Source organism: Desulfonatronovibrio magnus (assembly GCF_000934755.1).
In the GTDB taxonomy this organism is placed as follows: Bacteria; Desulfobacterota; Desulfovibrionia; order Desulfovibrionales; family Desulfonatronovibrionaceae; genus Desulfonatronovibrio; species Desulfonatronovibrio magnus.
The window spans coordinates 103808-120166 of the sequence record NZ_KN882175.1; the positions used below are offsets into that span (position 1 = coordinate 103808).

The 16359-nt window shown below is 43.7% G+C and carries 11 protein-coding genes; 8 read left to right on the forward strand and 3 right to left on the reverse strand.

The features are described from left to right. Positions 1-28 precede the first annotated feature (28 nt). A complete protein-coding gene (locus LZ23_RS12450; protein WP_045214668.1) occupies positions 29-997 on the forward strand; it encodes a bile acid:sodium symporter family protein in 969 nt (322 codons plus the stop codon). Here the strand turns inward: LZ23_RS12450 and LZ23_RS12455 are convergent. From LZ23_RS12455 to LZ23_RS12465, 3 genes are all read right to left on the reverse strand, one after another. Beyond that, entirely contained in the window at positions 985-1413 is a 429-nt protein-coding gene (locus LZ23_RS12455; protein ID WP_269745184.1) for an FxsA family protein, read from the reverse strand. The two genes, LZ23_RS12450 and LZ23_RS12455, sit on opposite strands and share 13 nt — an antisense overlap. A gap of 579 nt (positions 1414-1992) precedes the next feature. Next, the gene (locus tag LZ23_RS12460; RefSeq protein ID WP_045214670.1) at positions 1993-3396 is read right to left on the reverse strand and encodes an MATE family efflux transporter; all 1404 of its coding nucleotides are present in this window, start codon (positions 3394-3396) and stop codon (positions 1993-1995) included. A gap of 357 nt (positions 3397-3753) precedes the next feature. Further along, a complete protein-coding gene (locus LZ23_RS12465) occupies positions 3754-4680 on the reverse strand; it encodes a rhomboid family intramembrane serine protease (RefSeq protein ID WP_052507352.1) in 927 nt (308 codons plus the stop codon). 577 nt (positions 4681-5257) lie between these two features. Between LZ23_RS12465 and glnH the strand changes: the two genes are divergently transcribed. From glnH to LZ23_RS12505, 7 genes are all read left to right on the forward strand, one after another. Further along, entirely contained in the window at positions 5258-6019 is a 762-nt protein-coding gene (gene glnH / locus LZ23_RS12475; RefSeq protein ID WP_045214674.1) for a glutamine ABC transporter substrate-binding protein GlnH, read from the forward strand. 116 nt (positions 6020-6135) lie between these two features. Continuing rightward, on the forward strand, positions 6136-6792 hold the full coding sequence (gene glnP / locus LZ23_RS12480) for a glutamine ABC transporter permease GlnP (RefSeq protein ID WP_045214676.1): 657 nt from the start codon (positions 6136-6138) through the stop codon (positions 6790-6792). Next, positions 6789-7517: a glutamine ABC transporter ATP-binding protein GlnQ gene (gene glnQ, locus LZ23_RS12485; RefSeq protein ID WP_269745185.1), complete on the forward strand. Its 729-nt coding sequence runs from the start codon at positions 6789-6791 to the stop codon at positions 7515-7517. Before glnP ends, glnQ begins: the two co-directional genes overlap by 4 nt. A gap of 11 nt (positions 7518-7528) precedes the next feature. Then, positions 7529-8440 carry a diguanylate cyclase gene (locus LZ23_RS12490; RefSeq protein WP_045214677.1) on the forward strand — a complete coding sequence of 304 codons (912 nt, stop codon included), beginning with the start codon at positions 7529-7531 and terminating at the stop codon, positions 8438-8440. Positions 8441-8530: 90 nt separating this feature from the next. Beyond that, positions 8531-11662 carry a hypothetical protein gene (locus LZ23_RS12495; protein WP_052507353.1) on the forward strand — a complete coding sequence of 1044 codons (3132 nt, stop codon included), beginning with the start codon at positions 8531-8533 and terminating at the stop codon, positions 11660-11662. A gap of 775 nt (positions 11663-12437) precedes the next feature. Then, positions 12438-14366 carry an AsmA family protein gene (locus LZ23_RS12500; RefSeq protein WP_045214679.1) on the forward strand — a complete coding sequence of 643 codons (1929 nt, stop codon included), beginning with the start codon at positions 12438-12440 and terminating at the stop codon, positions 14364-14366. Between the two features lie 451 nt (positions 14367-14817). After that, on the forward strand, positions 14818-16359 hold the full coding sequence (locus LZ23_RS12505; RefSeq protein ID WP_269745186.1) for a mucoidy inhibitor MuiA family protein: 1542 nt from the start codon (positions 14818-14820) through the stop codon (positions 16357-16359).

Below are 16359 nucleotides of genomic sequence, written 5' to 3' on the forward strand. Positions count from 1 at the left end.
GTACTAAAATGGTTAAGGATTTTGCATAATGAAAAAATGGATGCTTCAAAACTGGTTTCTTCTGGGGCTGCTTATTGCAGCCTTTGCTGCCTGGCTGACTCCGGGAATCGGGGCTTCAGGTGGCTTGCTGCGCAGTGAAATAACTACAAAAATGGGCGTGGTTTTGATTTTTTTCTTTCAAGGCCTAACACTCTCTCTTCAAGTCATGAAAAAGGGAATGCTGCAATGGAAACTCCATCTATACACCCAGGCGTTTATTTTTGCTGTCATACCTGCTTTATGCCTTATTTTCATTATTCCCCTGTCAGGCATATTAATGCCTGAACTTGCTATCGGTTTTTTCTTTCTGGCAGCCTTACCCACCACCATTGCCACTTCTGTCGCATATACAGCCATGACCAGGGGCAACGTTGCTGGAGCTGTTTTTAATTCCACCCTGGCAAACCTGGCAGGCATTTTCATTACTCCATTTCTGTTAAGTATATGGATGCAGACAGGGGGTACGGCACTGCCATTAAGCAGGCTTTTTCTGGATATTTCAATGATGCTGCTTGCTCCCCTGCTGGTTGGCCAAATAGTCAGACCCTTTGTCAGCGCGTGGGCAGACCAGCGGAAAAAACTTTTTTCAATGCTGAGCAGCATAATAATTATCTATATTGTTTACGCTGCATTCTGCAATTCCTGGCAAAACAATATATGGGGCAGCCACGGCGCAGGCGTAGCCCTGACAGCCGCCTTTGGCGGACTATTTTTCTTTATCTCCATAAAGTTTCTTGTGTATAGAGGAATAAAGGTTTTAAAATTCAACCATGAGGATGCAATGGCTGCTCTGTTCTGCGCCCCTCAAAAAACTCTGGCTGCCGGAGCTCCCATGGCCAGCCTGATCTTTGCTTCTCAGCCAGGTCTGGGAATTATTTTACTGCCCCTGATGTTTTACCATATTTTTCAACTCTTTATCGGTGGAGTTCTGGTAAACAAGATCAATCAGAGCCTGTGAACATGGACATTGCCCTGACGCATCCACAGATCAATCTTTTTCAGGAGCCAAAACTTGATAGGCTGCCTTGTTGCAGGCACTAAAACAAGAACTCCCAGGATGTCAGTCAGAAAACCAGGAGTCAGAAAAACCAGACCAGCGGCAAAAATAAGAAATGCGTCAATAATATCATTAGCAGGTGGAATCCCCTGCTGAATATTTGCTCTCATCCTCATCATGGTCTGAGCCCCCTGCATCTTAGCAAGAAAAGCCCCAAGGAAAGCTGTGCCAATAACCAGAATTATGGTCCATAGGGGACCGATATAAGTTCCGATCTTAATAAGCACATAAATTTCTAAAATTGGAATAATTATAAATGCCGCAAATAGCTTAAATAATATGGTATACCCTCTTTTAAAAAGCGGTTTTTCCCGCAACCCAACTTAAGCAGGTATTGATAAGTTGGAGGTTAGCAGCAATATTCAGACTTCAGACTTAAGGCTGAAGGCTGAAGGCTGAAGGCTGAAGGCTGAAGATTCAGGTTACTGGACATTATTGACCTTGTCAGTGACAAATATTTTCTTGTTTTTTTCTACATGATTGAAGGGATAAGTTACTTGTTAGCTCCTCAACCAGGCGGCCCCGGACCGAACCTGTGAGTAACTTAAACCCCTCGTTCCCAGGCTCCAGCCTGGGAACGTTTAGTTCTTGCGGCTCCAGCCGCTTCTTTGGAATGTGGCTTAAGCCACAAAAAAAGAGGTAATAGCCTTAGCACGAGATTGCTTCGCTTCGCTCGCAACAAGGATTGCCGCGCACGCCCCAGTTGAATGGCTGCGCCTACACTGCGTGTATTCAACGAGGTAAAAAGACTCGCTCGCAATGACACCTGAGCTGTCAGGGATGTAGTTGCTCAAAACCTGTCACCCACGAGGGAGCCTAAGCGACCGAAACAATCTGTATGGTAAAGCCATAATGCTTTGAATTTATTACATATACGATTGTAGTTACTTGTCAGTTCACTTTCCAGCCTTTAGTTTGTTTATTGTGTTGTTGGGTTGCTGAATTCTGCGACCTCTTCTTTGCGCAAATTTTGTCCAGTCTTTGAACTGATAAAAATAAAGCATAAGCACGGACTGTATCACCATAGAAATCAGCATGGCCAGCCATATACCTGTAGCTTCCTGCATATATATATGACCTAAGTAATAAGCAAGAGGAATTCTAATCAGCCAGGCAGAGCTGCCCATAACAATCATTTGATAAAAAGTAGCCCCCGCCCCTGTAAGCGCCCCTCCGAGAATCATGGATATAAGCAGGAAGGGCATGGCGGCCATATTAAATTTCAGATAATTGATCGCTTCAACGCTGACCTCTGGGTCAGGTGCGATGAAGTGGGATATGGGCTCTATAAAAAGCCACAATATAAGAGTAAACGTACTCACAAGTCCCAGACCAAAAAGCATGACCAGATAACCCATGCGTTTAGCACCCTGGACATCTCCCTGTCCAAGATAATTGCCTACCAGAATGGAAGCAGTAAAGTTAAACGCAAAGCCGGGCAAAAACAGAAGCGATTCCACCCTGATTCCCGCGCTCATTCCAGCAAGCGCAATCACGCTGCCTACAGGCAGGGCTGCGGTAATGGCGTATAATACCATATAGGCTGAATGCCAGACTATCTGCATAAGTCCCGCAGGCCAGGCCACCTTGAAAAGATATGGAAAAGCCTTCCTGATCCAGCGCCATGGAGCAAAGCTTTTAATTTTAAGGAAACCCTGCCTGTAAAGCACAATAAGGCAAAAAAGCATGCCACAAATTATTGAGGCAAAGGTACTCCAGGCCAGACCTTTATAGCCAAACTGAGGAAAACCCCACCAGCCAAGTCCAAAGGCAAAGTCACCGAAAGTATTGACTACAGTCACAATCATCATGGCATACAAGGGGATCATGACTTTTTTCTGGGCCCTGAAAAAGGCATTGGAAACAATGAGCAGATAATATCCAGGAAGGACATACAGGTATACTTTGAGCAAGTAAGCTGCAATATGTGTTATATCCTCAGGGATGTGCAAGAGATCCAGAAATGCGTCCCGGAAAAGCATTCCCAGAATCAAAAAAATCAGCCCGAGAATTACACCTATCTCAAGCCCCAGACCGATATATCGCTGCACTCTGCGCACCAGGCCTGCACCGTATGCCTGACTGATGGCAGCCACACTACCGTTGGCAAGAGCAATGGCCACAACAAGAAAAAAGAACAGAGCCTGGGTAATGATTCCCATGCAGGCCTGAACATCTCTGCCCAGCCTTCCTGCAACCCAGACATCCACAAAACCAATGAGGAAATGAAAAAGCATCATAATCACCTGGGGCCATGCCAGCCTCCAGATGCTTCTATATGAGGAACTCAGTGAATCCAATTGTACGCCTTATATCATTTATGACTGCAACTTCAGCAACTTGCGCTGAAAGTCTGCAAAAATAGTTGTTATCAGTTGGTGATTTACCTTTGCAAGCCTGCCCCCCCGAAGAAAATTCGAAGGATTTTCTGCACAGAATAATTTTTCCGGGATATCAAAAAACAAGAAAGTTGTTTGAAACTAAAAAGACCACTAAGGTCCAATAACTTAAGCCTTCTGCCGTCACTTGTCTGCCTTCACCCTTCAGCCTTCAGCCTTCAGCCTTCACCCTTCACCCTTCAGCCTTCAGCCTTCACCCTTCTGCCTGAAAAAGTTTCAGCTGGATTGCAGCGAAGCCAGCGATAAATCAATACCATATCAGAATGATACCAGAAAAACATCCAGTAACCCTTCTCCAAAAAGAGCGATGAGCCAGCTTTCCACAACGAGCAATATAGCAGTCATCCCGAAAAGAAAGTCCACCTTGCTTACATTTTCCACAGTATCGCGCATAACCATAGCCAGCCAGCCAATTAAAAAACCCGCAAGCAATCCAAATAAGTGTGCTCCAAGGTCAGTGTTTTCTCCACCCACTCCAAGCAAGGCCAGCAATGCCAATCCCAAAACAAAGGCATTGGTCACAGACAGCCTCGAATGCTTGATAGCGGTGATGGCCATGATTCCCACTGCGGCAAAAACTGAAGTGGAAAAACCAATACTTAAATGAGTAGGAGCCATAACCCAGGCATTTACATAATTGCCCAGAGCTCCAGCCAGAATAATGGCCAGCCACCCCAGACCCATTCCAAGATTGGTGCAGACAGTAAGAATAAAAGGAGCTCCAATTATCACGTTTCCAAGTACATGAGCAGGATCACTGTGCAGGGTCAAAGCTGTAACAGTCCTCCATATTTCTCCATCCATAATTCTGGCCGCATCCACACGGCCCTGTTCCAGCCAGGGTAATGTTGACCACTCAGGGCCACCAAGACCTTCATAAACAATGGTAAAGAATAAAAGAAGCAGCGACAAAACAAACAGATTTGCATAAACATTTTGCTGTTGCAATACCGGCAGTGCCTTGGTTTTAGGAAACTGTTTCTCTTCTTCTTCATAAAGCCTGATTTCATCTATGGCTTTAACCGCCTGAGACTTGGGCACCAGCAGTTCACCATCTTCTCCCCAGGCATGGTCAATCCCCATGGCAATAAGTACCAATTCCCACTCTGCTTTTTTTTGTTCATCAGGATGGGCAATACCTGGTATCCTCAGGTCTTCCAAAATATTTCTGAAGTCTTCATTCATAATTCAGTTGTACTAATCATGTATCTGTCGCAGGGTCATGCTGGAAAGAAAGCATCAAGCTTTATCGACAACGGGCTATTGTTAACTGGACAGTTTATAGTTGCTGAGCTGGGGTAGTTAAGCGCTATCAGGTAGAACAATAGAGAGTTCCTTCATTATTGTAAATATCACTTTTTTTCCATGTGACCATCATCTTTCATTTTTGACATAATTCTGGCATGTAAAAAAAATTCTGTAACTATTCACCATGTTGCGAGGTGAGCCTGCATCCTGAGTTGTTTTCTGTTGCTGCAAACTCCCAGCATGAGCCCGTAAGTCAAAACCATTAATTTATTCAAGCAGCCCCAAGGCTGTCCCTGTGCATGATTTTGAGTAACTGGCTCAGGGCTGGTCAAACAAGCAGCAATGGCGAAAACAAACCAGGATGCAGTCATTATCAGAAAGTAGAAAAATGTGATGAACAGATACAAATTTCCAGTCTTTTTAATGCCTTATTGACATTAATGCATGGTTTGTTTAAGAGATTCGGATATGTAAGAGGACCCTTTGTTACAAAAACTTTTTTATGGAGGTTTTAATGATCAGAAAATTTATTCTCACAACTTTGCTTGCAGCCCTGTTGCTTATCACAGGAGTGTTTGCCGGTCCATCTCATGCAAAAAAACTTACGGTCGCAGTTGACACAGCCTTTGTACCTTTTGAATTCAGAGATCCTGACACCGGTGAATATGTTGGATTTGATATTGATCTATGGGCTGCCATAGCAGAAAAAATCGGTGTTGAATATCAGCTTCAGCCTATGGATTTTTCCGGAATTGTCCCTGCTCTGCAAACCGGCAGTGTTGATGCTGCTCTGGCAGGAATTACCATCACTGCTGAAAGAGAAAAGGTTGTTGACTTCTCTCACCCATACTATGACAGCGGTCTGTCCATAATGGTCATGGCTGATAATGACGAAATAGCTGGCCCCGAAGACATTGAAGGCAAGCGTATCGCAGTGCGCACAGGCACCACCAGTGCCAACTATGCCCCAAGACTAAACCCTTCAGAGATTGTTCAGTTTCCCAACATTGAAGCAGCTTACATGGAAGTTCGGGCTGGCAGAGTAGATGCAGCAATGCACGATACCCCCAACGTAATGTACTACATAAATACAGCAGGAGACGGTCAGGTCAAGGCAGTGGGTCCACGCATGCAGGCTCAATCATACGGAATCGGTTTTCCTCTTAATAGCAGCCTGAGAAATGACGTCAATATCGCTTTTCTGCAGCTTGTTGAGTCTGGCAAGTATGCTGAAATATACCGTAAATGGTTTGGAACAGACCCCAACCCCAGATAGTTTTTTCATTGCTCCGCGGGTTGACATTAACCCGCGGAGTTTAGCGTAACCAACTGATTTTCAATCTAAAATTAATCCCCCACAACATATTTTGCATTTTTAGACGGTATAAATATATGGATTTTCAATTTCAATTTGTTTTAAACACCCTGCCCCAGTTGATGAAAGGGGTTAAGCTGACCATTTACATTACCTTTTATGGCTTAGTTGGGGGCATCATACTCGGTACTCTTACCGGACTGATTCTGGCCTACAGAATTCCCCTGCTCAATATTATCGGAGCTGGATATGTATGGATTATCCGGGGAACTCCCATTGTTGTTCAAGCCATGTTTGTCTACTTTGCTCTGCCGCTGGCCATGGGCATACGCCTGACCGGACTTTATGCAGCCATACTTGTTCTGGCCATTAATGCCGGAGCATATATAGCGGAAATAGTCAGAGGCGCAGTACTATCCATCAATAAGGGTCTGGTAGATGCAGGCCTGGCGCTGGGACTGTCCAGATTGCAGGTGACTGCTTCTGTTGTAGGCCCCCTGGCTTTTCGCAGAATGATTCCTCCCCTTGGCAACCAGTTCATTATAGGACTCAAGGATACGTCTTTGTTCATTGTAATTGGGGTCGGCGAGCTCACCCGACAGGGACAGGAAATCATGGCTTCTTCATTTCGCGCCCTGGAAGTTTGGACGGCAGTAGCAATTATATATCTTGTACTGACCACAATACTTGCGCTCTCATTACGCTGGCTTGAACGGAGAATGAAAATAATATGAAAATTGTTGAATGTAAAAAAGTTTGTAAAAGTTTCGGTGAACTTAAGGTTTTACGTGACATTGATCTATCCATAAATACCGGGGAAGTGGTGGTAACCTTAGGACCCTCAGGGTCCGGCAAATCAACCCTGCTTCGCTGCATCAATGTTCTGGAAAAAATTACATCGGGAGAACTGATTGTTGACGGCATGAGCGTTACAGACCCCAAGACTGATATACGCCTCATCAGACAGGAAGCCGGCATGGTATTTCAGCAATTCAATCTTTTTCCACAAATGACTGCATTGGAAAATGTTGCCTTTGGACCAAGAAAGGTAAGAAAATCCTCCAAAAAGGATGCCCACGCTCTGGCCAGGGAACTCCTCGGAAAAGTGGGCCTTGCTGAAAGAGCCAGCTATTACCCCTCCCAGCTTTCAGGGGGGCAGCAACAAAGAGTAGCCATTGCCAGAGCCCTGGCAGTTAAACCAAAACTAATGCTTTTTGATGAACCTACATCAGCACTTGACCCCGAACTTAAGGGAGAAGTGCTTTCAGTAATGCGTTCCTTAGCTGAAGAAGGCATGACCATGATCGTGGTTTCCCACGAAATCAACTTCGCACTTAATGTCGGCAGCAGGCTCATTTTTATGGATGACGGCAAAATCATCCATGACGGCTCTCCGAGAGAACTCTACGAAAATCCTCCTACTGAACGGCTCAACGACTTTCTGCACAACATACAATAGACGGAAAAATAATGTCAGACTCAGGTCGTGCCAAAATACTGATAGTGGATGACACTCCTACCAACATCCAGGTCCTCGCAGAAATTCTCGGCCAGGATTATGAAATATTCTTTGCACTGAATGGATATGAAGCCATTGCAATGGCTGAAGCACAGCAGCCAGATGTCATTCTGCTGGACATCATGATGCCCAAGATGGACGGGTTTGAAGCTTGCAGGAAACTTAAGGAAAATCCGGCCACAAAATCCATTCCGGTCATTTTTATTACTGCGTTGACCATGGAAGAAGATGAAGCCAGAGGATTTGAAATCGGAGCGGTTGATTATATCACCAAGCCCATCAGACCGGCAGTAGTGCGAGCAAGAGTCAAAAATCATCTGGAACTCAAAAGGTACCGTGATTACTTAGAGAATATTTCCATGAAGGACGGTCTGACAGGAGTAGCCAACAGAAGAAGGCTTGACGAATACTTAGACCAGGAATGGCGTAGATCCAAGCGGCAGAAAGAGCATATATCGCTTCTTATGCTGGATATTGACCACTTCAAGCTCTACAATGATAATTACGGCCACTCTGCTGGTGATGAATGTCTAAAAAAAATTGCTACAACAATTGAAAGTTCTTTGTCCAGACCTGCGGACCTGGCAGCAAGGTTCGGCGGAGAAGAGTTCGCATGCGTACTTCCTGAAACTGACCTTGATGGAGCAAAAAATATAGCTGAAAAAATCCATAAAAATATTTTTGATTTGGCCATCCCACATGAGTATTCTCCTGTAAGTTCCATCATAACTATGAGCATCGGCATTGCAGCCACAATTCCAAAAAATGGTCTGTCTGTGGAAAATTTCATCCAAAATGCAGACAAAATGCTTTATGAAGCCAAAAGATCAGGTCGCAACAGCATTAAAGCTCAAGAATTTTGAAAAAATACAATATCTCAGAATAATCACTCCTGGACATAAACACGCAATATTCATTTAAAATGAGATCAGGGTCAGTTACAACTTATACTCATGTCTCGCAACAATAATCTCCAGCACCACACTGCCACAGACACCAGTTGTCCACAACTCGAAGGTTTTGCAGGACTTTTTTTTGATAAACGAGACTACGATCTCCTGAGGCTTGTAAATGATGTTTACAACGAATCGTCTCTATCCCAACAGAAAAAACTGCTGGCCCCTTTCCTGCATCCTCATGGCATTAAAGAGATGGCCGCTTCCAGACCTTTGCGGGTGGCCTATTCTGTAGCCCAGCTTCTGGGATCTCTTAAAACAGGACAGTCATCTGACAGAATCCGTGCGCTCAACTCATTGCGTGATGAGGTTTTATCAACCTCCAGCGGGCCTCTTCGCCTCAACACAGCGAGGGTGCTTGTGGAAATAATGAAAAACCTGGTTCGAAGCCATGGTGACTGCCGCAAACAGCTTGAGCTCGCCCGTGATTTTGCCCAGGTTTCATCAGGAAAACCCAGATTAGTGCGCGCTGAGCTGAAAAAATACCGTCTGTTGGAAATGCCCGAGACCTGGAATCAGACTGCCTTTGATGAACATGTGCATGATGTTAACACTACAGGCAGAAAGTCTCCCACCCATCTCATAATGGACGCCTGGATCAAGGGAATCAGAAGTCTGACTGTAGTCTATTACAATCATGTTCAGAGGGAAGTTGCTGAAGAACTGCTGCGGGCTGCTTCCATTATGGATATTCAAGTCAAAATCGGCTTAGAGTTCATTGTCAGACACAGATCAAAACAAGTAAGAATGATCTGGATGCCGAGAGGGTTCAGTGGCCCCATGGGTTTTATGGAATTTTTAAAGGCCCCGAGAATTGAAGATCTTATGCAAATGGGGCGTGAAGTTTCTAAGCTGAGTCAATCTTATACTCTCAATCTTCTCAAATCCTTCAACGATAACCATCTGGAAACAGTCAATAAAAAATATGCCATCAATCTTGAGAAACTGACTGAGTCAAACTTTCTAAGCTCAGTAGGTCCTGGTCAGGCATCCATTCACCATCTTGGCAAGTTCATTCAGGAGTGTATTGCAAGACAGGCAGGAGCGAGTACCAAGCATGATGATGGATTGCAGCCTGTAAATGAAATCAACTTTGGTGCTGACCAGATATTTGATAGCCGACTATCCATTCCGGATATTTATGATATTATTGAAGACTATCTGAGACCTTCCAAAAATCCAGACATCCAGGAGCTTGTGCATGCTGAAAATCCTCCTGAACTCCTATCTTTAAGCCCTTACGAACTGGTTGCTAAGCTCAAAAGCCTGCACTCCAACTCAGATATTACCCTCAACCTGTGCGATCTGAAGGTGGAGGATGTCATTGAACTGCTTTATGATTGCAAAGGGCTTATTACCCACCTTGAACTACTCAACCTGAAAAATCAGGTCCTGGGACGGGAGTTTGACAAGGAAGAAATAATCAATCTGCAGGCTGCATTGAATTCCGGCAACGTCATAACCCTGAAAAGGTACCTCAGCAGAATGCACGAAAATGCCTGCAGCAAGGAAGGTATAGACCAGGAGCGAATACAGAAACTTATTGATATTTTATGCGACATACCTGTCTTTCAAAATTATTATAAATATCGCCATCTTGGCTCTCGGGTCGGATCCGATTCCACCGGTCGTTCACAAAGGCTTTACGGCATGGGGCTTGTCCTGTCGGATTCTCTGCCCAAAAGCTCCCGCAAGCAGCTTAAAGACCACAAAAACACTGCCTATCACCCTGTAGGAATAGGACTCAGTTCTTTTACACGACATACACTGATTCCTTTTCGAGGCTCCGGACCATTTTCATCAAAGCTATTTTCATTGCTGCGGAAAACCCCTGTACTCAAAAGACTGGGCTACAGAAAAATTACTGACTGGGAAATAAAGGACTACTTTCATTCAACAGAAGATGAAAGCAACATATACACTGTTGGCGGCATCAGAAATGACGATCAGTCTAAGGCATCATCAACAGAACCTCACTCCAGTAACTATTCGTCCATTCCCATAAAATATCTCAACACTAAAACAAAAATCGTGGGAAAAGTCCTGCTGGGCTTTCTGCCTGCTTTTCTGACATTTTACTTCAATCAGGAATGGTGGCTTCTGGCCTATTTCGGGGCCTTGATCTGGTTTGGAATCACAGGAGTCCGCAATATAATCCAGTCTGTTCTGGGATGTGGAGGAATAAATCGTCCCAATCTGGTCAAGTGGAACAGTTACGTCAGCTGGGACAGGCTTGCAGACTCTCTTATGTTTACAGGTTTTTCCGTACCTCTGCTGGATTTTGTCATCAAAACCTGGCTGCTGGATAACACTTTAAACATGACTGTTTCCACTAATCCTGTTCTGGTTTATTCAGTTATCTCTTTAGTCAATGGAGTTTACCTGTCTTCCCATAATCTGTTCCGGGGGTTGCCGCGGGCTGCGATAATCGGCAATTTCTTTCGAAGCATTTTGGCCATACCATTGGCACTTTTTCTCAACTGGCTTGCTGGAGGGACATTGGCGCTGATGGGTGTTATGGCTGTGGACCTGATATTGCAGCAATGGGCAGCCATCATCTCCAAGCTGGCTTCAGATACTGTAGCTGGAGTGATTGAAGGATTGGCGGACAGAGCTCAGTTCATCAAAAAAAGAATTCAGGATTATAGAATCAAATTTAATCATCTCTTCAATACCTATGCTCAGCTGGAACTGCTTTTTCCCTTAGATGACGTTCTTTCCCTGCTTGAATCAACCAAGGAACTGCTTCAGTCCATAGAGTATGAGAAGCGGGATATGGTCAACATAGTTATAGTCAATGCCCTGGACCTTATGTACTTATGGATGTACCAGCCCAGAGCCAGGCTCGTATTGCGCCAGATGTTTAAAACCATGACCAGAGAGGAACGCAAGGTAATACTCCTTTCCCAGCATGTCCTTTTCCGGGAGAAACAGATCAGTCAGCTCCTTCTTGATGGACTTGTTGGAAAAAATTTCTCTAAACCTCTATCGTTCTATCTTGATCACTGGCGCACTTACCTTGAAGAACTGGAATATATGGCAGAAAAATGCCCTCCTCTTAAAAACGAACTGGGCAGAAAAAGCTTCATCAGTGACTTCTATAAACCTGATAATGAGGTTTCTGTCTAAGCGCCTTATTTTTTCTACTTAGAAGCCGCCTCACCCGGGCGGCCCGAGACCGAACCTGTGAGTAACTTTACGAGTCTGTCACTTTTCTGGAAATTGGGACAGTCCCCGCGAGGTACTATAATAAAAAATGTTACTGCATTGGTTCCTGGAAAAAATTTGCTTAAATGAAAAAATTTACACTGCGAGGGACAGTCCCCCTCCGGGCTGTAAGCCTCCGGGCAGGAAGCTGTGCCAGGCGCAAAGTTCCCATCTTTGACGGAACTTTTCAGGCAAATGTACATCAATCATAAGCAAAAATCGTAAAAACATGAAAATTGTATCCGTCTGATTTTGTTAGCAAAACGATTGTAGTTACTTAGAAGCTCTTCTCCCGGGGTCCTCGAGTGACAATCTTAACAGCAGAACAGTGACTGACCTACCTGTAACTTTTTTTAGCTGTAGCCATGAACATCCATACTTTGTGATTGATTGTCATAAATTATAAGGTTAGAAACAAAAAGAAGTCTCTGTTTAACAGCTTACAAAAAAGGCTTGAATTTTTGGGAAAAGCAGACTTTTTTCTGGATCATTTTGTTGAAAAGTGAAAATCAGCATGAATCGCTTAACCAACTGTTTAATCTAAGGAAACTACCTTTCCAAAAAACCATATGCGGTTGCTTTGACAGTTTTTTGCGCATCCATTAAAGTTACAGAACTGACTTATAAATTTTCAAAACTATCAGCTTTGAAACATGAAAAGGGTTATACCGGGAAATTTTCTCAAAGGAAGTGACATATGTTTAAAGTATTTAAAATCGCCCTGATGCTGGCAGGTATATTACTGACCATTTTCATTCTGGCGGCCATACTAATACCCATGCTTATTGATGTTAATGACCATAAAGACAGAATTTCTCAGGAGATTGAAAATGTTACAGGTTATCAGGTTGTCATTGACGGGGATGTGGAGCTTTCCTTTGTCCCATGGATAGGGATTGGGCTGGGACAAACTCATGTCAACAATCCTCCCGGTTTTGACGACACACCCATGGCATCCTTAGAGCAACTTCAAATCAGGATCAAATTCTGGCCACTTTTTGCAGGAAGACTTGAGGCTGAAAAAATCGTGCTCAATGGCTTGAATTTAGACCTGATCAAAGATGAGAATGGTCGGGCAAACTGGCTGTATGCTTTTGATGATGCAGAAAAAATGGTTCAGGAAGAAATACCCCTCAATGATGAATTGCCTGCTGATACTGATGAACAAACCTCTGGCTTTTTCTTTCTGATGCCGGACATTGAAGGCCTTGCTATCTCCAACGCTGGAATTTCTTATGATGATCGGCAGAACAATACAGGATTTTCACTATCGGATTTTCACCTCAGCACCAGCAGAATTGCCCTTGACTTGCCTATTAGTATTGAAGGTGGCTTTAATCTGAAAATTAACGAACCAGACCTTGGCTTCAAAAATAATTTCAGTACAACAATGTTACTGGATACTTCCAGCCAGGTCTTAAGTGGACAAAACTTTGACATGAGTTTCAATATTCAGGGAGATATACTGCCTGAAGATATTACAGATGGACACATTGTCTTTGATGTTAATTACAATTTACAAGAAAATTCAGTTCAAGTACCGGCTTTCCAGTTTGATATGCTTAAGACTGAACTGATGGGTCATTTTGGAGTGAGTGGGATGAACTCGATTCCTGCTGTTTCTTTCAACATTGAAGGTAGAAATATCACTCAAAATATGTTTATGGTTCCAACTGCTTCAGGTACCAAGGCAGAAAATCAGGATTATTCCGGTGACAATAAGCACTCGCCCATGGATCTATCATTTTTAAACGACTTTTCTTTAGATGGAGAGCTGACACTTTATGACACTTTAATTTCCGATGTGACTATAGACCATTTATATCTAAAAATTTCATCTCGAAATGGACGTATGGACATTTCTCCTTTCAATGCACGACTTTATCAGGGTGAACAGACAGCAGAAGTGTCCCTGGAAGATCTGGATGGAGTATTGCAGATAACTGCCCGGCAAACCCTCAAAGATCTTCAGACTGGCCCGTTAATAACCGATATTACACAAAAAAAATTCTTTTCAGGCAAGGCTGATATGGATCTCAGCCTTGTTACATCTGGTCATAACCCCGACGCGTTAATTGCCAACCTTGCCGGCAGTTCCAGTGTGCAGATCACAGACGGTGTCATTAAAGGAATTGATCTGGAAAGGATGATAAGGGATGTATTTGCTGTTTCTGCCGGGGAAATCAACACCCTGACTCAGCGTCAAGGTGAAACAGAATTTACCAGCCTTGGAGCTGACTTTGATATTAACCAGGGCATTGCAAGTTCACAAAATTTGCTGCTCAATTCTCCAGCGATTAAACTGCAGGGCGATATGGTAATCAATTTACTTGAGTCATCCATGATTTCACACTCCCAGGTCAGTTTAGATGGAGCACTCAAGCAGGAAATTGAAGCACGCCACAATACACGTGATCCCAGAATACCGTTAAGAGTACATGGCCCCTTGGACAACCTTTCTTTCGGGCTTGACAATGAAGCAGTCCTAAGAAGCCTTATTTTGCGACATGGAGATGGTGCAGCGCGAAAACTTCTTGATGCTATCACTTCTCCAGACGAGGAACCAGAAACCTCTGAACCACAATCTGATGCTCTCGAGGGGCTGCTGCGCAGAATTATGCCTTGATTTTATTACCCTTCACAAGGCAATCTAATCATATTACCCTGTGAGGAATTATGTTACATTGGTTAATAGCGAATGTAACACTGACTTAAGAGTTTTATATTTGGCTAAACTGTTGCCAATAGAAATCATTTTATGAATAAAGGTGTGACCAGGTAAATTCAGAACTTCCAGTCTCGTAATAGTTTAGCCCATTTTAAGAAAAGAAGCGGACAGGCACTCCGGGACTCTTTTTGAGCAATAACTGATGCTTTAAACGTGTCATATATGTGGCAAGTGCATTCTAAAAGTGACAGTCCCCTTGCCACACACCCAAGCGTCTAAATTAAACCCAGCATGCTGTTTTGTATGAAGGCTCTGAACAAACACTTTTGACACCTTTTAGTTACTCTGAAAATATTCGAGGATTATCATGGAATATAACTTGTCTACTCACTTTCCCCTCCACCGGATTATGAAGTCATTTTTTTGGTCTCTTCTGTTTATTTTGATAAACTGTACCTCAGTTTACTCCACTCCAAAAAAAGTTCTCATTTTTCCCGATTCAGCAAGAGTGTGGGCTGAGGACACCTTAGCCCCTCTGGACCATGAAGGGCGGGTTATTCTGAAATTGTCCCTTCCGCCCCAGGCCCAACCTGAATCCATAATTGTTAACCTGAGTCATGACTCCAGAGCAAATGTCACGGATATTGCATGGAATAGAAGTGATTACGCAGAACTTGATAAAATTATTCAACTACAGCAACAGTTAAAAGAGCTGAAGCACAATAGATCAGAACTGAAGGCCTCCCTGAACTCCACCATAACCGGCAAGGTCTTCTGGGAAGAACAGGCCCGTTTTCAAGCTTCGGATATTTCAGTCATGGAACATATCCAGTCAGCTATATCCTCCAACCTGCACCGTCTGTATATTGATATTGACAAATACGAAGAAGAACTGGAAAAAATTAATGATAAAATTAAAAATATCCAGAACAGACTGCAAGAGGTTTCAGGACCGGACAACAAGAACTGGCTTGTAAAAATATTTCTTGATGAAGTTTCCACAGACAAGAATATTTTTGTAGAATACAACTATATACTTAATAACTGTGGCTGGAAATCTTTTTATCGTCTTGAAGCAGATCCAGGAAATTCCAACATCAATTTTTCATGGGAAGCAGAAGTCTGGCAAGGCAGCGGGACCGACTGGAAAGATGTACACGTCAGTCTAGCGACTTTAGAGCCCATACGCCGCCTGACACCCGGCACCATTCCTCCATGGAGGATTGAACCTGTGCAGGATAAAACACCAGCTCCAGGAAGAATCGCCGCGCGAACTACCATGGAGCATTATTCGGCTGCAGATATGCTCATGAGTTCTGCACCTGCTCCTGAACTTGAGAGAACATCGTCTTTTTCTCAGTGGCGTCTTGGAAATCGAACCATTGAAGCCGGCACTAAGGTAAGGATTCCTCTGGAACAGGAGAACTGGCCAGCTGAATTTACTTACCTGCTGAGACCAAGCATTGACAATCAGGCTTTTATTAGAGCAGAGACTGAGTTTGAACAGGCAAAAGACTTGCCCCCCGGACAGGCAGTGTTTCTCCTGGAAGGTGCAGTAATCGGCAAGAGACATATCCGCATAGCGGGCACAGAGGAAACCCTGTTTTTTGGATCTGATCCCTTTGTAACATCCGAGCTGGTAATTAGAGACAAAAAATCAGGAGCCAGGGGCATAATTGCCAACAGACAGACATTTTTATGGGATTTTTTGATTCGTTTGGAAAATCAGCATCAATATCCCGTATCAATAAGACTGGAAGAGCCGGATCCGATAATTGGAGATGAACGAATCAAGACTTCTTTCGAGTTTTTGCCCAAACCCGATAAACGTGAAGACAATTTAATCATCTGGAACCTTAGCCTTAATCAAAATGAATCATCAACAATGGAAATAATCATCAATATAGAAGCCCCCAGGGATATGGACATAAACTGGGGATGGAGACGGTAG